Raw genomic sequence first — 16,702 nt, forward strand, 5'->3', positions numbered from 1 at the left:
AGCAGCGATTCCCTTAAGAATCGCTGCACCTCCTATTTATGCTCCTGCCCAAACATCTTTCGCATATTTGCCATTTTCCTCTAATAGTTGCAGCCATACTGTGGCTTCTTCTTTCGATGTTTGATAGAAATGCATATAGCTTTCGATTAGTGTTCGTTCAACATCAGGTGCCATTTTGCTTCCGTCTCCGCAGATGTATAGATGTCCTCCTTCTTTTAATAAAGGAAGGATGTCATGGGCGTTTTCCGCTAATCTGTTCTGGACATATGTTTTTTCTTGACCGGGACATCTTGAGTAAGCGGTGTGCAGTGTTACAAGGCCTTCTTGTTCGGCTTGCACGAGTTCTTCTTGATAGAGGAAATCGTGTTCCGGATTACGGCATCCAAAGTAAAGGTGAGCAGTCCCTAAAGTTTCACCTTTTTCTTTCAAAACGCGACGTGCCTGTATGAATCCCCTGAATGGTGCAATTCCTGTTCCAGGGCCAATCATGATGATTGGTTTTCCTGTTTTCTCTGGAAGTTGGAAATTGGATTGCGGCGTATTGATAAAGCAGGCTATTTTGTCTCCTTGGAAGCGTTCTGCCAAATAATTCGATGCAATTCCTTTGTATTCCCCGTTTCCGCTCAAAGCTTCTCCACGGACGACGCTGACGGTGATACTTGCTTCTCCTTCGTTGTGGAGCGGTGAGCTTGAGATAGAATAGTATCTTGCTTTTAAAGGTGGCAGTAAAGCCAGGAAACGTTCAAATGGGATTTCACATGCAAGATACTTTTCAATAAGGTCAAGCATGGTTATGCGCTTGTTCAGGATTTCTTGTTTATAGGTACTGTCCAAAAGAAGATCTTCAAGCTCTTTTACATGTGGAGGACATACCGTATAAGTGGCAAGCGCCCGAATTTGAGACCGGGTGGCGGGTTCTTGGAACTCCACATAGTTTGATAGTAATTCTTCTAGTTTTACCGGTTTTCCTGTAGGAAGAGGAGCAGCTTTTCCGGAATCCCCAGTCAGATTCACGTAATCTTGGCCTTTTAGGTTAAATCGACTGAGCACTCGCTCGACAAGTTCCGATGGATTTTGCGGAAGAACCCCGAGATGATCGCCTTCCTGATAATGTATTCCCTCTGGCAGAGTTAATTCTATATGCCGTGTACTTCTTCCGCTATCTACATGTTGTAATTCAAAATTCCTTTTAACAATGGAAGTAAAAGCATGATGTGTGCGGGCAAGTGGTGTTCCGCTCACATCACTTACGAAGTTCATCGTAATCGAGCTGACTGCCCGATCATTCCTATTCACTTCAATGTTCAGGGTTTCGGCAAGATTCGGCCAAAGGACTTCTGTCCATTTCTCGTAATCCCCTTCAAAGTCATCGCTTGCATCTCCATAGCCTGTTTCTGACAGCCGCACTGCTCCTTTTTGTTCCAGCCGCTCATCAATGAAGATTGGAATGCGTTGGTACGTATTGGCCCAATTGCGGTCCCCGCAGCCGAAGATCGCATAGTGAACACCATCCAATGTGTTACCCTTGCTTTCCTTCAGCCATGAAACGAAGTCACCTGCATTATCCGGGGGATTCCCATTATAAGATGCCGAGACTATAAGAACAGCTCCTTCTTTGGGAAGTCGATCGGTGTAATCATTTAAAGGGGCAACCACGGCATTGAAGCCTTGTCGCTTCCCTGTTTCGGCAAGGTCACGAGCAACCCCTTCCGCTGTTCCCATATTTGATCCAAACAGGACGAGTAATGGTGTCCCATGTGCTGATTCGATTGGAGATACCGTGGCTCCTTTGTCCGCTGACTTTGATTCTGGAGAAGCAGCGGTAAATGACATCGTCGGCTTCCTCGGTGAAACGCGCATGGTCAATCCGTCCGGTTTGAGAGTCAAAGTTTCTTTAACATCCAATTGATATTCTTCATGATCAATCAAGTCAAAGTGCTGTAAAACCATGCCGAGCACCAGTGTCGCTTCATGAAGGGCAAACTGCTGTCCGATACAGGCGCGCTGCCCGTTTCCAAACGGTTTATAAGCATGATAAGGGATGGAATCCAAATCCTCGAACCGCTCAGGAATGAACGATTCAACGTCATCACCCCAAACAGATGGATCCCGGTGAAGCTCGGGAATAAGCAGCGAGAACACATCACCTTTCTTCACATTATATTTTCCACCCAGCATGGTATCCTTTTTCGCATAAACGGAAAACGCTGGAGCTGTCGGCCACAGACGAAGCGTTTCATTTAGCACCATCCGGACATATTTCAGCTTTTTCACTTGTTTGTAATCAGGAACATCATCACCCAGCACTTCATCGACTTCCTGCTGCGCTTTTCTTAACTTGTCTCTGTTATTCATGAGGAAATAGATGGCGAACGATAGGAGACCGCTCGTCGTTTCATGCCCAGCTATTAAAAAGGTAATGATTTGAAAACGAATATTTTCATCATCCAGTGATACGCCCGTTTCGGGATCTACTCCTTTCAACATATGGGAAAGAAGGTCATCTTCTCCCTGATCACCATTTTGTTTTCGGTCAGCAATCAATTCATCCACTAGAGAGAACATATATTGAATGTCTTCCCTGAATTGTTTTTTAGATTTGATCATCAGTTTATCTTGGATGCCAAGCCGCTGCGTTTGGCTCATCGCTTCATCCAACGCACGCACCATACTGGTGACAAAAGGATGGGTGGTCTCCCGATAAAAACTGTTAAAACGGTAATTGAACCCGCAGAGTCCGATCGTATCCAAGGTCAATCGTGTCATATCTTCAGGAACATCTATCTCATCAGCCGGATTCAGGCGGGCCCATTTTTGAATAAGTTGGGTAGCAAGATCCACCATTTTGGCATGATATCCCTTCATTGCTTGCTGGCTAAAGCTGGGCAGCAGGATGTTATGGGCCTTTTTCCAATTCGGCTCCGTCGTTTCACTTGTGAAAAGACCATCGCCACCAAACGCTCTCACTTTTTGAAGGGCTGGACCGACTTTCTTATCAAACCTTGTTTCATCACAAATTTCTTTTGCGAGGGCAGCACTTGATACGAATGTAGTGATTCGACCCGGAAATTGAAACTGAAAAACCGGCCCAAGTTCTCGTGCCAGCTTCATGTAGGACTGAAGCGGCTTATCCTTATCAATAATAGGCAGGCTGCCTAGGGGGCCATATGTCTTTGGCTGTGGAAACTGAGTTGTGTTTTCCATTTTATTAGCACCTCTTTACAATAGTTTAGAATGCGGAATGAACGTTCATTCCGTTTACATGTTAAAAATTTTTCAAGCGTGCAATCGGACTGCATCCCAAAAGCTTTCTTCCACATCTGCCAAAAGTTTTGGTTCAGGTTCTAACTCCCCGATGCGAACCAGTCGCTCAAGCTCAAGAAAAGCTCCATAAATGATGGCAATCAACGCTGAAGAAGGAAGCTCCTTTATTTCTTTTTTCTCTTTTCCTGACTCAAAGAAATTTTTAAATATATCCAATAGCCCTTGAAAGCTAGCATGACTATCTTCATTTAAAAAATGGGCTCCACTATGTATTTTAATAAAATAAAGTGCTTGGTCCTGTTCGGTTGTAAAGTGAACCATTGATTTAAAAATATGGTGAAACTGATTGCGAATTGAATCATCATGAGGAAATCCATTCTTGACCGTTTCAGTGAAAATATCCAAGTACTCTTGAAAGATCTTGTTGCCCAGCACTTCCTTATTCTCGAAATAACGATAAATGGTACCCGCTCCAACTCCTGCCGATGTAGCAATCATCGGGATCGTTGTCGCATCATATCCCCGTTCTGCGAATAGCACTAAAGCGCTAGATACTATACTGTCTCGTTTATTTATTGCAGTGATCATAATGATTCACCCCTTTTTTTACAAGATGCGGAATGAATGTTCATTCCTCTTTAGTGTAAGTGTATACCCAATAAAATCCCATCTCAATCGCGCATACTACCCATATTTTGTGAATTATTTGTTAACGGAGGGGGATAAAAGTCTGAAATTATTTCTTTTTGAGGAATTAAATGGGTACCACAAACTATTGTTTGCCCATAAAAAAAGCTGATAGTCACAGCTCTTCAAGTTAAAAACAGGATGATTTTCATGTTAATCAATTGAATCAAAGGAATTTATGCATGATAATAGCGGTCAGATAGTTTCTTTTTATGGGCATTGAACACTTCTTCCAATGGGATATTGTACTTGTTCGCAATCACAATCAAGTTTCCTAGCACATCTCCCAATTCTTCGGTTAACTCCTGTTTGTTTTCTTCATACGAACCAATAACCTCATCAGGTCTATCCCTGCCAATTTCAAGGGAGCGAATGGCTCGTGCCACCTCGCCAGTTTCTTCTGCCAAAAAGCCGATGCGAATGAAAATGTCCAATTCTGACCATCCTCGTGCTTCATAATAATCTTTTACCCATTGTTGAAATTCAGTGACGTTCATATTCATCCACCTTTCAGTTAGATAATTCAAGTTTAACAAATCTTCCTGAATTTTGTATGATAAGAAGGGAAGATTACTAAATGGGAGATGTGATATTTTGAAAAGTCTAGCTGTATTTTGTGGATCAAGCAAAGGTGCATCTGCTGTCTATGTAGATGAGGCTAAAAAACTGGGTGCGGAACTGGCAAATCGTAAAATTACCCTTGTCTATGGAGGCTCAAGTGTAGGAATCATGGGTGCAGTTGCAGATTCCGTTCTGGAAGCAGGCGGAAATGTAATTGGAGTCATGCCAGAATTTCTAGAAAAAAAAGAAATAGCCCATAAGAACTTAACTGAATTGATCGTCGTGGAATCCATGCATGAAAGAAAAGCAAAAATGGCTGAGCTTGCAGACGGGTTCATGGCCTTGCCAGGCGGACCAGGAACATTGGAAGAATTCTTTGAGATTTTCACTTGGGCTCAGCTTGGTCTTCATCAAAAACCTTGCGGACTCTTAAATATCAATCACTATTATGATCCTTTGGTCGCTTTATTCAATCATATGTCCGACGAACAGTTCCTGCATGAAAAATTCCGTTCCATGGCGCTGGTAGATGTTGACCCAAATGGACTGCTTGATCAATTTAATACATATGAACCGCCAACCGTAAAAACTTTCATTACCGAAAAACAAACCTGACCATTAATAAACAACCGGCCAAGATCAATAATGACCTTGGCCAGTTGTGATAAACTGCTGCGCACTGAAGGGTTAATTGAATATCAGGTTTAAATAATCTCCATGCCCTTTAATAAGTTGCACTTCATGTTCGGATGAGATCCAGAAGAAATGAAATGTCAGCCCTTCTTCATCTCCTCCACCCGTTGGCTGATGATCCCATTCATCAGGAACATTGTATACACGTATTTGATAAAAATATCTATTATGTATGGCACCATCAACGTTCTCCCAAAAATCTTCTGCAATTAATTTCTCCACATGAAATTTTTCCAGACCTGTTTCTTCTTTCATTTCCCTAATCACTGCTTGGTAAGGATCTTCTTGAGGCTTCACTGTTCCCTTAGGTATCTGAATCCCCGCTTCCCTAATGGGATGTTGAAAAACCAATACCTGTGTTTCTCCATTTTTGATTCTTGTCACATACCCGTAGGCTTTTTTTATCGGCATCACCATCATTCCCCCGTTATTGCAAATGATAGATCAATCACCAAAAGCAAATATGAGCTCTGTCTCGCATACAGTTTCTCCATCGACAGTAGCCCTTCCTTTTCCTTTACCGATTGGACCTTTCAAGCGAGTAATCTCTACTTCTAAACGTAATTGGTCCCCTGGCCTTACCTGCTTTTTAAAGCGACATCCATCGATACCAGCCAAAAGCCCGATCCGCCCTTTATTTTCTTCTTTTGTAAGCATAACAACAGCACTTACCTGTGCTAATGCCTCCACAATCAATACACCTGGCATCACTGGGTAATTTAGAAAATGCCCATTGAAAAACTCTTCATTTGCTGTGACATTTTTAATGGCCACCGCTCTCTTTCCTTCTTCCAATTCCAAAACTCTATCAACTAAAAGAAACGGATAGCGATGCCTGATAATGTCTTTGATTTCTTGGATATCAATCAATATTACGTCCCCCATTGCGATAGATTGCTTTCGGTTTATTTTACCACCAGTATCATAATGTGGATATTTTTGTATTTACCAATACACTTCTTTCAATAAAAAAAGGCTGCCTGGGCAACCCTTTTATTTTGATTCCGCTTACAAATTCTTTGATTTTTTTTCCTTTGATTTAGTTAACGGGGCTAGAACCATTTGTTCATACCTCTCATAACCCCCTAATAATTTATGAATCAAACTTATTTTAGGAACAACAAGGTAAACCACCAATCCTGAAATGGTGCTTAGGATAGCTCCTGCCAGCACATCCGCCGGAAAATGGACACCTACCCAAATACGGGAAATGCCAACAAGGAAAGCCAGCATGATCCATAACAACCACCAACCTCTTTTGAAAAGCCAAAAGGAGACACAAAACGAGAAAAACAAAATGGTATGGTCGCTTGGAAATGAATTATCCACTGCCTTTTCAATTAACTTATTAACATTGGTCAATTCAGCAAATGGCTGATTGTTTGAATGCAATTTCCCTGCCATTTTCCCCATCATTTCAGCTATTACAAACGTAACCATCCCACAAACAACCATCATTCTACTCTGTTCATTTCGAGTGAACCATAATACGATGACAGCTAAAGCTAATAAAAAAACCATATACTCGGCAATGAAAATGGCAGAAGGGTTTAAATAAGCGTATTGTTTCCCTAAGTCATTGATCATTCTAAATACATTGATATTCAGCTCAAAAAAATCCATTTCATATCCAACCTTCCTCTTTTTCTTACATATTAAAGAGAAAGGAAGTAAATCTCCATCGTTCTTCCTAACAGTTTAATCCATTATCTTACATTTTTGTCACGTGGTTGTTATGGTTGTTCAAGGTGGAATTAAACTAGGAGGCTTTACTTATCTTCATGGAGTGAGGAAGTTTACTTGTTAAAAGCACCACAATCATATATTCGTGTGAAAAAAGGACATGATACGATCTTATAACTAGAGTTATGACTAATAGCTCAAGTTTTATTCTTTTAAAGGTTTTATTAAAGTTGAATAGAATTATAAATTGGAATAAATAAACAAAATCGAGGTGATATCTTGCAGATATTATTAATTCGGCATGGTGAGTCAGGAGACGATTTTCTAGAAGAAAATTACGAAGGAACTACTGATTTGCCACTAACCATCAAGGGAATTGAACAAGTAGAAAAAATGTGCAGACGTGTCTCGGAAGAGTTTCCACCAGAATACATTTGGTCAAGTACCTTGCTTCGTGCTAGTAAAACTGCCGAAACTTTATCAAATACTATCAAATGTCCAGTAACATTCTTGGAAGATTTACGAGAGATGCAGGATAGGGAGAAAAATTCAGATTTTAGATTACGAGCTGAAAATGTTCTTTCTTATATTAGAGAGAACAGTGCAAATTATAAACGAATTGCCATTATATCCCACGGAGGGGTGATTACTAAAATAATTGAAAGCTTTCTTCAATTACCACCCGCAATTAATGATGTGTGGTTCAATTCTCATAATACAGGAATACATCTTCTTGAGTATACTGATCATCCATACAAACTTATAAGATTTTTAAATAGTACTACGCATTTGGAATATAGCTAACGATAAGAGCTGTTTTATGGCAGCCTTTTCTTTATGTAATATACAAGGGGAAAAGGCTGACACGCATTTAAAAAAATAGGAGTTTCTGTGCAGCTACTCAATGATTAAAGAAGGTTTTTTATGGAGATTCGTTGAATTCTTAGGTAAGGTTCAATGAAAGGTGGTAAAGTATGAAATCAATAAATTCTCCTATTTACCCTAAAGTTAACAATATTTTCATTCATGTTAAAGATTTAAAGAAATCAGCTGGATGGTATTGTAATCTCCTTGGCATTCCTCATAATAGTGATTCTGTAGAATCTCCTGTTTACAATATTCCTATAACAAATGAAACTGGATTAACGTTAGACGACCATACATTTGATCCTGATTTTAGATTCGAACCATCCAATAATGTATTGTTTAATTTCTACGTAAAGGATATAGACGAGGCCTATAAATTCATTAAGGGTAATAACATATCTATTGTTAAAGAAATAGAGCGTATTGGAGATTTTGCTTATTTTAACTTTCAAGATCCTGATGGTAATGTACTTATGATTTGTAATTGTTAAGGATGAAAATTGGTTGGCTTTTATTTTAGGGAGGGTAAACATGCTGCACATACAGAAAAAGTCCGATACTGTCATTATTGTCATTCACGAAATATATGGACTGAACCAACATATGCAGGGTTTTTGTGAGTCAATATCAAAACAGGGTTTTGATGTGATCTGCCCGGATTTGTTAGAACGTGAGACGCCTTTTGATTATTCCCAAGAGGAAGCTGCTTATCGGCATTTTATGGAGAACGTAGGTTTCACAGGCGCCTTACATAAAATAAAGGAAATATTATCGGATATTAAAGATGAATACCAAAAGATTTTCATTCTTGGATTCAGTGCAGGGGCAACTGTAGCTTGGCTGTGCAGTGAGGAAGAATGTGTCGATGGATTAGTTGGTTACTACGGTTCGCGTATTAGGAATTATGCGGAATTAGCGCCACAATGCCCTGCATTGCTATTTTTCCCATTAGAAGAGCCGTCATTTAATGTGGACGAGTTAATTTCAGCTTTGGAAATAAAGAATGTCGAAGTTCATAAATTCAGCGGAAAACACGGATTCAGCGACCCTTACAACTCAAACTATCATGCAGAATCAGCACAGAAAGCCGTTAGCAAAATGATGAAATTTTTTATGAAGAATTAAGGTTCCACATTCAGCCTAATGCCGTTTTGCATTGATCCATTGTATCGAACCTGCATCACTATGGGGATGACAGTCATTTTGAACCTTTTTATATTCTATTTCCAATTCTTTTAAGGTTAACTTCATCAGCTGTTCCACACTCTTATTTACAGTATGGATCATAAGTTTATAGATCAATTCTTTCCGCCTTTCTTCCACGCCCTTCTTCATTTCACCCTCTCCTTTTATTCTGATTTTATATGAAATGATGTATCCTCAGACAGGGGGAATGATCATCGGATTCCTTCTCTTCGATTTTACTTATTTTAATATATTCATTCTCTAAATCGGTTAAGGTTAATTCAAAAAGATGGATGTCATTCTTTTTATAAACTCCCTTGTTAATCAACTTGTTGATTAGAAAGTTTCTTTTTTTCTCAATCGCTTTACGTAATAATATCCCCATGATAAATCCCCCTTTATAGGATGTATTGAAAGAGAATCTTTCCACTTGCCCATTCACAAAAAAAACCGGAGACACCTCTTTACATGAAAGAAAAGTCTCCGGTTTTCCGGTCAATTAACCTATAATTCCTATTTAATTACTCGGTATTATTATTTTTATAATACTAACTCTGTGATCCGCAGTCAACAATTTTTTTCCTGCATCTTATTTATTTTTGCTTCGCTTCATGAAATGCTGCTTTCACTTTACCCAACAGGTCTTTATCCGAAATCAATTTATACCCTGTAAGTGCAAGGGCTTTTGCTCCGGTCAGGATGGCTTTGTCTCCAGCAGGAGATTTGGCACAGTCGCGGAATTCATTCGTATGGGCAATCAGCTCATCATGGCCAATTTTTATATAAGGATGTGCTGTCGGCACTACATGGCTTACATTACCAGCATCCGTCGAACCAAAGCCACTCTCTTTTCGAGGACCCACTGCTTCCCCTAATTGAGCCAGCTCTTCTTTTAACAGTTCATCCAGGACTGGATTAATGACAAAATCGAGTACTTCATTTTGGAAACGTTCAACTTTAACCGTACTTCCTGTGGCAAGTGCTGCCCCTTCGGCAACAGCACGTATTTTATTGGATACTTCTTGGCAAAGTTTCCATGTTGTTGCTCTAATGTAAAACCTGGCGGAAGCATATTCAGGAATAATGTTAGGCGCTTCCCCGCCATTAGTGATGATTCCGTGAATCTTGACCTCGGCTGGGAGCTGCTGACGCAAAGCATTAATGCCATTGAACAGCTGAATCACCGCGTCAAGTGCATTCACGCCTTCTTCAGGTGCAGCTGCTGCATGTGCTGACTTCCCGTAAAAATGAAAATCAAGGGGGTCGACTGCCAAAAATGGACTTGTGACACGCGTTTGCCCGCCTGGATGGATAAGGATTGCCGCATCCACCCCATCAAATAGACCGTGCTTCACAAAGCTGCCTTTTGCGCTTCCATTCGGGCCGCCCTCTTCTGCCGGCGTTCCGAAAACAATCACCTCTCCGCCCGTTTCCTCCAGCACTTGAGCCAAGGAAATGCCCGCTGCAACACTCGTTGTGCCGATGATATTATGGCCGCAAGCATGACCTAAACCCGGCAATGCATCATACTCGGCTAAAAAGGCAATTGTGGGTCCTTTCTTCGAAGAGGTTTTTTTGGCGATGAATCCTGTTTCATGTCCGGCTATATTGCGGGTCACTTCAAATCCTTCATTTCGAAGTATTCCGGTTAATGTATCCGAAGCGAAGAATTCTTGATTCCCAATTTCGGGTTTGGCATGAATGGCTTGACTCGTTTCGATATATAATTTGGAATGAAGGTCGATGTGATCTTCAATGATCTGCTGATGCTGCTTCTGCACTAATTCTCTCGCCATATTCTAATCTCCCCTTTTTGGTTTAAGGAACCGGATAGGCACCTTGAATCCATCCGGCATTCCTTCACTTGTTCTAAATCATTATTTTTCATTAGCTGGTTTTGTCCAAGCATCCTGGTAATTCAATAATTCATCTACAGAAACATATGCAGGAATGGTGTTTCCTTTAAACGTTTTTTCAATGAACGCTTCCACTTTTTTCGATTGATAAAGCTCCACTAATTTTTGCAGTTCAGGACGATCGGCATTACCCTTTTTAACTGCAATGATATTAATATATGGTTTCGCCGTTTTACTTTCATGGAATAAAGAATCTTTTAAAGTAAGGCCTGCTTCGACGGCAAAGTTATTATTGATGGCTGAAGCATCGGCATCATCCAATAGACGCGGTGTATTGCCTGCAGCAACAGGTTGGATTTTCAAGTTTTTCGGATTTTCCTTAATGATTTCCAATGATCCCGATCCATTGAATTCCTCTTTCAATGTAATCAATCCAGCTTCCTGAAGAAGAAGTAGTGCACGACCAAAGTTTGTTGCTTCATTCGGAACGGCAATCGTAGCGCCATCCGGAAGATCTTTGAGATTTTTATGTTTTTTCGAATAAAGGCCCATAGGCGCAATGACAGTCGACCCGATGGCCTCTAATTTTAGATTTTGATCTTGAACGAATTCATCGAAGTAAGCGACCGTTTGGAATGAATTAGCATCAATTTCACCTTCACTTAAAGCAAGGTTCGGTTGGATATAATCATTGAAAGTGACCAGTTCGATATTAAGCCCTTCCTCTTTCGCTATGTCGACAATGTATTCCCATGTTCTTGTATCCCCGCTGCTGACACCGACTTTTACTGTTTTCACATCATCCGAACCGCCTGATGCACCTTCTTCTTTCCCGCATGCTGCAGACACGATGGCCAATGCCAATACTATGATCGTTAATAAGATTTTCTTCATTTCTCCTACCTCCTGTTATTTTTATCTTCTTCTGATTTTTCTTGAAACAAAATTCCCGGTGGATTGCAATAATTGAACGATGATCACGAGCGCCGCCACTGTGACGATCATCGTCATCGTATCAAACCTTTGATAACCGTAAGCCAAAGCTAAATCTCCGACCCCGCCTGCACCGACGGCACCTGCCATGGCCGTAGATCCAACAAGCCCGATTGTCGCTGTTGTAAATGTAAGGATCAACGAACTGAGTCCCTCGGGAATCAAAAAGCGATAAATGATTTGCCATGTCGTCGCCCCCATCGCCTGAGCTGCCTCGATGATCCCTTTGTCCACTTCCAACAGGGAGTTCTCCACAAGCCTGGCGATATAAGGAGCCGCGTAAAAGATTAGCGGAACAATGGCCGCATTCGTTCCGATTGCACTGCCTACAATCATTCTCGTAAACGGAATAAGTGCTACAAGCAAGATGATGAAAGGAACCGACCGCAATATATTGATGATCGGGTTCAATACATTAAAGACCCATTTATTCTCCAGGATGTGACCCTTTCTTGTAATGACAAGCAGGATACCGAGCGGAAGCCCAATCAATCCGGAAAATACCAATGAGATGGCTACCATATAAAGTGTGTCACCGAAAGCTGTCGACAGCTGATCTGCTGTTATTTCCATTCCCCAAAGCGTATTACCCATTTATCTGCACCTCCTGGACGAGAATCCCCTCATCTTTAATATATTGATAAGCCTTGTCCACCTCATTTTTGTTCCCGGTCACTTCGATGATCAAATTCCCGAAAGGCGTTTCCTGAATTTCAGAAATATTGGCTGATAAGACACTTAAATGAACATCATATTTCTTCGAGATGGTTGAAAGTAAAGGAGTACCCGAAGTAGTCCCAATAAAATTAATTTTCCAAATAATCGGGATATGGGACCCTATGCTTTTTAGGAAACTTTGTGGAATTTCGTCATGTATGACCGTTCTCACGAAGTTTTTTGCAATATCCGTTTGCGGCTTCGCAAACACTTCGAAAACCGAACCTTGTTCAACGACGCATCCGCCCTCCATGACCGCTACCTTATTGCAAATTTCCCTGATGACAGACATCTCATGAGTGATTAGCAGAATGGTAATATTGTATTCTTTATTGATTTTCTTTAAGAGCTGCAGAACTGCACTCGTTGTTTGTGGATCCAATGCCGAGGTAGCTTCATCACACAATAAGATCGATGGATTTGTAGCCAATGCTCTCGCAATGCCGATCCGCTGCTTTTGACCGCCGGATAATTGTTCCGGATAACTCTTTGCTTTGCTTGATAAGCCAACGAACTCCAACAGCTCGCCTACCCGCTTTTTGATTTCTTTACCAGGGGTTCCCGATAAAATCAGCGGCATGGCGATATTATCAAAAACAGTCTTTGAGTTTAGCAAATTGAAATGCTGAAAGATCATCCCGATTTTTTTCTTTTCTGCCCGCAATTCCTTCGCGTTCAATTTGGTTAAATCCTTGCCCCCAACAATCACCGAACCATCTGAAGGATGTTCAAGCAAATTGACCAACCTGATCAACGTACTCTTCCCGGCCCCGCTATAACCGACTACACCGAATATATCCCCCTTTTCAACTGTCAAATTAATGCCCTTCAAAGCCTCGACAGTCTGTTTCTTTGTTTGATAAACCTTTTTGACATTTTGAAACTCAATCATCCAATCTCCCCCCATGCTGTTTATTTGTACGAATTCATTATCCAGAGAAGAGCTTTGCAAAGTTTCATAATGTTAGGGTTGAATTTTTGGAATTTATGAGTAAATGCACCAATAATCCAAATAACCATATACATTTTGAATAAACAAAAGAGGCCTCTTCCGTCATCAGACAGAAGAGGCCTCTTTTAGACATAAAAAAGAGTAAACTCTTAAATTAATTATCTAAGAAAAGCTCCTTCTTATCTTTCAAACTTTCGTCCGTTGGAATTAGCACAGTATTTTTACAAAAGTAAAAACCCGCTGCCGAGGTATCATAGGGCCAAGTCCCTCCACATCTCTTGATAAGAATTAACGTTATATTTAATTATGTCCTTCACTATATATTCTAATTTCTCTAAAGTCAACCATATTTTTTTCGTTCTAAACATTTTCATAGTATAGTGAATTGATGGTTTTTAAATTATATTAATATAATTTTATTTCGTTTTTATAATGTTTTACTCATTCTCCATACAGGGTATTTTTCATTTTCTTCCCTTATCTTCATCATGCCTGATTTCGTATATAAACGAATCGCCCTTCCATTTTCCGGAGAAACCCTTAAATGATATTCGGATACATTAAATTGCCTGAAAAAGTTTTCTGCGTAGTGAACCAATTCCTTGCCAAGGCCTTTACTGCGGTAATCGGGAATAAGATAAAAAAGATTCACATAGCCAATCTCCGTTCCTTCATACTCACGAATTTGAAGTTCCATTTGTCCAATCGGTTCTTGGTCCTTTTCAATGATCACCTGTCCATCCGGAAATTTGCGGACCCGTTCTTTCATTCGTTGCAGATATGTATTTTCATCTCCAAAACCATCTTCAGATCCAAAACTTACAACATAGGAATCTTTCCTGAATTTAATGATAATATCTTTATCTTTGTCCGTATCAATGGTACGAAAGATCAACTTCATTCACCTCTATCATTTTAGTAAAATAGTTTTTAAGCAAGCAAACCTCATTTTACTTACGCATTTTTATGATATTTTTTTCATAAATAATAGGCTTAACTGGGCCCTTTCGTTTTTGTGCCTTGATGAAAAAACATTTGCCACCTTCCATTCGTACATTTCCAGATTGAACTCCTTAAGGTATGTTCCTCTTTATCTTCATCAAAAATCCGGTACGTAGTTAACACGGTATCCTCAGACAATGGATGCATATCAAATTGACTTAGTGTCATTTTCACCGCTCCGGCTCCCTCTTGCCCCAAAAAATCGCTTTTAGACCATATGTTACCCGAACTGCCGAACTCAAGGAAATCATCTTTCAATAATAATGAAAGCTCTTCTGGTGATGTACGGACTTCAGTTTTTAACAATTTCTCCTCCAGCTCATACAAATGCTCTTTTAACAACGAAGATTCACTTTCCATTCATCTTGTCCTCCTTTTCTCTCTAAATAACAAATTAGGAAAATAGCGTATAATTAATACGTCGATTTTCATACGGTGGTGATTCTATGATCCATGCTGTCAAAGATTTTTTATCCAGTTGCTTGCTGATTACCAGTTGGTTAATATTTGCGGTCAGCAGCATTTTTTTCTTTTTTTCGTTTTTAACCGTTTTTGCCATACCTATTTTCTTATTAATATTTTTAACTGGCTTACTTTGTTTCCATATTTCCAAGAAACTGGACTCACGACGGATTTCTAAGTGTTAAGAACAATTTATTCCACAATACTAGCGGTAATTCCTTTTTGACTGCCATTCGATGCGAACTATTCCTTACTAAAACCGAATAATAATGGCCTCAAGAAAGATCATTCCGTCCTACATCACTCCCACAGCCCATCTGCATCATTGAGTCCATAAAAAAAGGAGCTGCAAATGGCAGCTCCTTTTTCTGTGCATACGTTTGTTTTCCCATCAGTGTTATCGTGATAGGGTACCTTGCAGACGATTCGTTTCGGCGATTACTTTTTCTTCATCGATCGTTAAGCAGCGCCTTTCTTTCACGACCATTTTGCCATCGATGTATACATCACATACATCATTTCCGCGTGCTGCATAAAGCAGGTGCGAATAGGCTTCACTCAACGGCTGCAGGTGTTCTTTGTCATATGGGTAAATGGTGATGAAATCTGCTTTTTTACCAACTTCCAGTGATCCTGTATGGCCCATGCCTATCGCTTCGGCTCCCATTCTTGTGGCCATGGCGAGTGCTGTTTGGGCAGGAAATTTAGTGGCATCCTTATAGATTCCTTTTTGCAGTAATGCAGCTGTCCTCATTTCTTCGAACATATCGAAGTTGTTATTGGAGGCGACGCCATCTGTTGCTACTCCCACTTTAATGCCTGCATCAAGAAGGCTGACGACATCGGCAATTCCAGATCCAAGCTTCAGGTTACTGATTGGGTTATGGGCAACGCGAACATCATGCTGTTTTAGTATCGCACGCTCTTCGTCATTGAGAACCACACCGTGTGCCATCACGGTAGGCTGGTCGAACAGACCTAGACGGCGAAGGTGCTCGACAGGACGGGATCCGTAACGTTTTTCGATGTCGAGGATTTCAAAGTCCGTTTCCGATACGTGGATGTGCACCATCAAATCATTCTCTTTTGCAATCCGCGCACTTTCCATGATTGCTTCAGGTGTGCAGGCATATGGGCTATGTGGTGCGACCATGGTAGTCAGGCGGCCATCGGCAAACGTTTTATAGTTTTTTGAAAACATTTCTGCCCCCATGAGGTTCGCTTTTTGGTCTTTTTCGGTACCCAAGCTGAAGATCGTGTAGGAAAAGGCTCCGCGCATTCCTGTTTCGCCTATCGTCTCCATGACAGCACCTGCATCTATTCCATTAGGATTAAACATATCCGAAAATGTCGTGGTTCCCGATTTCATCATTTCCATAATGCCAAGCTGAGTGCTTACAGAGGCGATTTCCGTTGTAAACTGGCTTTCAAGCGGCCATATTTTCGTTTCAAGCCATGGCTTCAGCAGCATATCGTCCCCGATACCGCGTAAAAGGGTCATTACAATATGCGAATGGGCATTCACAAGGCCTGGCATGATCCATTTCCCGCCAAGGTTGACCACTTGATCTGCATCTGACAATTGTTGTTCATCATGCTGGCCGACGTAGGATATGGTATCATCTTGTACAATCATCATGCCGTTTTCAAAGATTTGATTTTCCTTGTCCATAGTAAAAAATGTAGCATTCACATATATTGTTTTCATAAGTAGTTCCTCCAAAGTCGTATCATGTAGCAACATGTTCTATTCCGCATTCTAAACTAGTACCTTACAGGT

General features: G+C 40.6%; 20 protein-coding genes and 1 riboswitch. Of the genes, 4 read left to right on the plus strand and 16 right to left on the minus strand.

The genetic code is table 11. The annotated features are described in order from the left end of the window. Nucleotides 1-36 precede the first annotated feature (36 nt). The 3 genes from AC3ISB_RS22710 to AC3ISB_RS22720 all read right to left on the minus strand — a co-directional run bounded on the left by AC3ISB_RS22710 (nucleotide 37) and on the right by AC3ISB_RS22720 (nucleotide 4,448). Complete coding sequence (locus tag AC3ISB_RS22710) at nucleotides 37-3,204, minus strand: bifunctional cytochrome P450/NADPH--P450 reductase (protein ID WP_489274449.1); 3,168 nt, start codon at nucleotides 3,202-3,204, stop codon at nucleotides 37-39. Between the two features lie 72 nt (nucleotides 3,205-3,276). Next, entirely contained in the window at nucleotides 3,277-3,852 is a 576-nt protein-coding gene (locus AC3ISB_RS22715; protein ID WP_098372075.1) for a TetR/AcrR family transcriptional regulator, read from the minus strand. 275 nt (nucleotides 3,853-4,127) lie between these two features. After that, entirely contained in the window at nucleotides 4,128-4,448 is a 321-nt protein-coding gene (locus AC3ISB_RS22720; protein WP_098372074.1) for a MazG nucleotide pyrophosphohydrolase domain-containing protein, read from the minus strand. Nucleotides 4,449-4,545: 97 nt separating this feature from the next. On the opposite strand from AC3ISB_RS22720, the gene AC3ISB_RS22725 reads away from it, so the two are divergent. Beyond that, nucleotides 4,546-5,127: an LOG family protein gene (locus tag AC3ISB_RS22725; protein ID WP_489274452.1), complete on the plus strand. Its 582-nt coding sequence runs from the start codon at nucleotides 4,546-4,548 to the stop codon at nucleotides 5,125-5,127. A gap of 72 nt (nucleotides 5,128-5,199) precedes the next feature. Here AC3ISB_RS22725 and AC3ISB_RS22730 read toward each other — a convergent pair whose 3' ends face one another. From AC3ISB_RS22730 to AC3ISB_RS22740, 3 genes are all read right to left on the minus strand, one after another. After that, nucleotides 5,200-5,616 carry an NUDIX hydrolase gene (locus AC3ISB_RS22730; protein ID WP_489274454.1) on the minus strand — a complete coding sequence of 139 codons (417 nt, stop codon included), beginning with the start codon at nucleotides 5,614-5,616 and terminating at the stop codon, nucleotides 5,200-5,202. A 33-nt stretch (nucleotides 5,617-5,649) separates the two neighbouring features. Beyond that, a complete protein-coding gene (fabZ, locus tag AC3ISB_RS22735) occupies nucleotides 5,650-6,075 on the minus strand; it encodes a 3-hydroxyacyl-ACP dehydratase FabZ (protein WP_098372072.1) in 426 nt (141 codons plus the stop codon). Between the two features lie 138 nt (nucleotides 6,076-6,213). Beyond that, nucleotides 6,214-6,828 carry an undecaprenyl-diphosphatase gene (locus tag AC3ISB_RS22740; protein WP_144548833.1) on the minus strand — a complete coding sequence of 205 codons (615 nt, stop codon included), beginning with the start codon at nucleotides 6,826-6,828 and terminating at the stop codon, nucleotides 6,214-6,216. Between the two features lie 339 nt (nucleotides 6,829-7,167). On the opposite strand from AC3ISB_RS22740, the gene AC3ISB_RS22745 reads away from it, so the two are divergent. The 3 genes from AC3ISB_RS22745 (at nucleotide 7,168) to AC3ISB_RS22755 (ending at nucleotide 8,880) form a co-directional block, all read left to right on the plus strand. Then, nucleotides 7,168-7,692: a histidine phosphatase family protein gene (locus AC3ISB_RS22745; RefSeq protein ID WP_489274457.1), complete on the plus strand. Its 525-nt coding sequence runs from the start codon at nucleotides 7,168-7,170 to the stop codon at nucleotides 7,690-7,692. Nucleotides 7,693-7,862: 170 nt separating this feature from the next. Beyond that, nucleotides 7,863-8,246: a VOC family protein gene (locus AC3ISB_RS22750; protein WP_489274458.1), complete on the plus strand. Its 384-nt coding sequence runs from the start codon at nucleotides 7,863-7,865 to the stop codon at nucleotides 8,244-8,246. A 40-nt stretch (nucleotides 8,247-8,286) separates the two neighbouring features. Continuing rightward, nucleotides 8,287-8,880, plus strand: coding sequence for a dienelactone hydrolase family protein (locus tag AC3ISB_RS22755; RefSeq protein ID WP_489274460.1), 594 nt, complete (start codon nucleotides 8,287-8,289; stop codon nucleotides 8,878-8,880). Between the two features lie 15 nt (nucleotides 8,881-8,895). On the opposite strand, the gene AC3ISB_RS22760 is transcribed toward AC3ISB_RS22755, so the two are convergent. The 10 genes from AC3ISB_RS22760 to AC3ISB_RS22805 all read right to left on the minus strand — a co-directional run bounded on the left by AC3ISB_RS22760 (nucleotide 8,896) and on the right by AC3ISB_RS22805 (nucleotide 16,630). Then, nucleotides 8,896-9,090: a Fur-regulated basic protein FbpA gene (locus tag AC3ISB_RS22760; RefSeq protein WP_098372067.1), complete on the minus strand. Its 195-nt coding sequence runs from the start codon at nucleotides 9,088-9,090 to the stop codon at nucleotides 8,896-8,898. A 25-nt stretch (nucleotides 9,091-9,115) separates the two neighbouring features. After that, nucleotides 9,116-9,325 carry a Fur-regulated basic protein FbpA gene (locus AC3ISB_RS22765; RefSeq protein WP_098372066.1) on the minus strand — a complete coding sequence of 70 codons (210 nt, stop codon included), beginning with the start codon at nucleotides 9,323-9,325 and terminating at the stop codon, nucleotides 9,116-9,118. A gap of 208 nt (nucleotides 9,326-9,533) precedes the next feature. Then, nucleotides 9,534-10,736, minus strand: coding sequence for a M20 family metallopeptidase (locus AC3ISB_RS22770; RefSeq protein ID WP_377407313.1), 1,203 nt, complete (start codon nucleotides 10,734-10,736; stop codon nucleotides 9,534-9,536). An 81-nt stretch (nucleotides 10,737-10,817) separates the two neighbouring features. Beyond that, the gene (locus tag AC3ISB_RS22775; RefSeq protein ID WP_098372064.1) at nucleotides 10,818-11,690 is read right to left on the minus strand and encodes a MetQ/NlpA family ABC transporter substrate-binding protein; all 873 of its coding nucleotides are present in this window, start codon (nucleotides 11,688-11,690) and stop codon (nucleotides 10,818-10,820) included. Nucleotides 11,691-11,711: 21 nt separating this feature from the next. After that, a complete protein-coding gene (locus AC3ISB_RS22780) occupies nucleotides 11,712-12,362 on the minus strand; it encodes a methionine ABC transporter permease (protein WP_053537357.1) in 651 nt (216 codons plus the stop codon). A gap of 13 nt (nucleotides 12,363-12,375) precedes the next feature. After that, nucleotides 12,376-13,398, minus strand: a complete 1,023-nt coding sequence (locus AC3ISB_RS22785) for a methionine ABC transporter ATP-binding protein (protein ID WP_098372063.1) — start codon at nucleotides 13,396-13,398, stop codon at nucleotides 12,376-12,378. A gap of 236 nt (nucleotides 13,399-13,634) precedes the next feature. Next, a riboswitch (SAM riboswitch) is annotated at nucleotides 13,635-13,746 on the minus strand. 139 nt (nucleotides 13,747-13,885) lie between these two features. Then, complete coding sequence (locus AC3ISB_RS22790) at nucleotides 13,886-14,353, minus strand: GNAT family N-acetyltransferase (protein WP_141992259.1); 468 nt, start codon at nucleotides 14,351-14,353, stop codon at nucleotides 13,886-13,888. Between the two features lie 98 nt (nucleotides 14,354-14,451). After that, entirely contained in the window at nucleotides 14,452-14,820 is a 369-nt protein-coding gene (locus AC3ISB_RS22795; protein WP_098372061.1) for a nuclear transport factor 2 family protein, read from the minus strand. 34 nt (nucleotides 14,821-14,854) lie between these two features. Further along, entirely contained in the window at nucleotides 14,855-15,073 is a 219-nt protein-coding gene (locus AC3ISB_RS22800; protein ID WP_185150908.1) for a hypothetical protein, read from the minus strand. Between the two features lie 246 nt (nucleotides 15,074-15,319). After that, nucleotides 15,320-16,630, minus strand: a complete 1,311-nt coding sequence (locus AC3ISB_RS22805) for an amidohydrolase family protein (RefSeq protein WP_489274463.1) — start codon at nucleotides 16,628-16,630, stop codon at nucleotides 15,320-15,322. Between the last annotated feature and the right edge of the window lie 72 nt (nucleotides 16,631-16,702).

This window comes from Peribacillus sp. GL_122 (assembly GCF_057835005.1).

Bases quoted from the DNA above. Each gene is read 5' to 3' on its own strand.
- AC3ISB_RS22775 (WP_098372064.1), bottom strand. From the start codon at position 11,690: ATGAAGAAAATCTTATTAACGATCATAGTATTGGCATTGGCCATCGTG.
- AC3ISB_RS22715 (WP_098372075.1), bottom strand. From the start codon at position 3,852: ATGATCACTGCAATAAATAAACGAGACAGTATAGTATCTAGCGCTTTA.
- AC3ISB_RS22720 (WP_098372074.1), bottom strand. From the start codon at position 4,448: ATGAACGTCACTGAATTTCAACAATGGGTAAAAGATTATTATGAAGCA.
- AC3ISB_RS22785 (WP_098372063.1), bottom strand. From the start codon at position 13,398: ATGATTGAGTTTCAAAATGTCAAAAAGGTTTATCAAACAAAGAAACAG.
- AC3ISB_RS22750 (WP_489274458.1), top strand. From the start codon at position 7,863: ATGAAATCAATAAATTCTCCTATTTACCCTAAAGTTAACAATATTTTC.
- AC3ISB_RS22795 (WP_098372061.1), bottom strand. From the start codon at position 14,820: ATGGAAAGTGAATCTTCGTTGTTAAAAGAGCATTTGTATGAGCTGGAG.
- AC3ISB_RS22770 (WP_377407313.1), bottom strand. From the start codon at position 10,736: ATGGCGAGAGAATTAGTGCAGAAGCAGCATCAGCAGATCATTGAAGAT.
- AC3ISB_RS22755 (WP_489274460.1), top strand. From the start codon at position 8,287: ATGCTGCACATACAGAAAAAGTCCGATACTGTCATTATTGTCATTCAC.
- AC3ISB_RS22805 (WP_489274463.1), bottom strand. From the start codon at position 16,630: ATGAAAACAATATATGTGAATGCTACATTTTTTACTATGGACAAGGAA.
- AC3ISB_RS22760 (WP_098372067.1), bottom strand. From the start codon at position 9,090: ATGAAGAAGGGCGTGGAAGAAAGGCGGAAAGAATTGATCTATAAACTT.
- AC3ISB_RS22710 (WP_489274449.1), bottom strand. From the start codon at position 3,204: ATGGAAAACACAACTCAGTTTCCACAGCCAAAGACATATGGCCCCCTA.
- AC3ISB_RS22730 (WP_489274454.1), bottom strand. From the start codon at position 5,616: ATGCCGATAAAAAAAGCCTACGGGTATGTGACAAGAATCAAAAATGGA.
- AC3ISB_RS22740 (WP_144548833.1), bottom strand. From the start codon at position 6,828: ATGGATTTTTTTGAGCTGAATATCAATGTATTTAGAATGATCAATGAC.
- AC3ISB_RS22765 (WP_098372066.1), bottom strand. From the start codon at position 9,325: ATGGGGATATTATTACGTAAAGCGATTGAGAAAAAAAGAAACTTTCTA.
- AC3ISB_RS22780 (WP_053537357.1), bottom strand. From the start codon at position 12,362: ATGGAAATAACAGCAGATCAGCTGTCGACAGCTTTCGGTGACACACTT.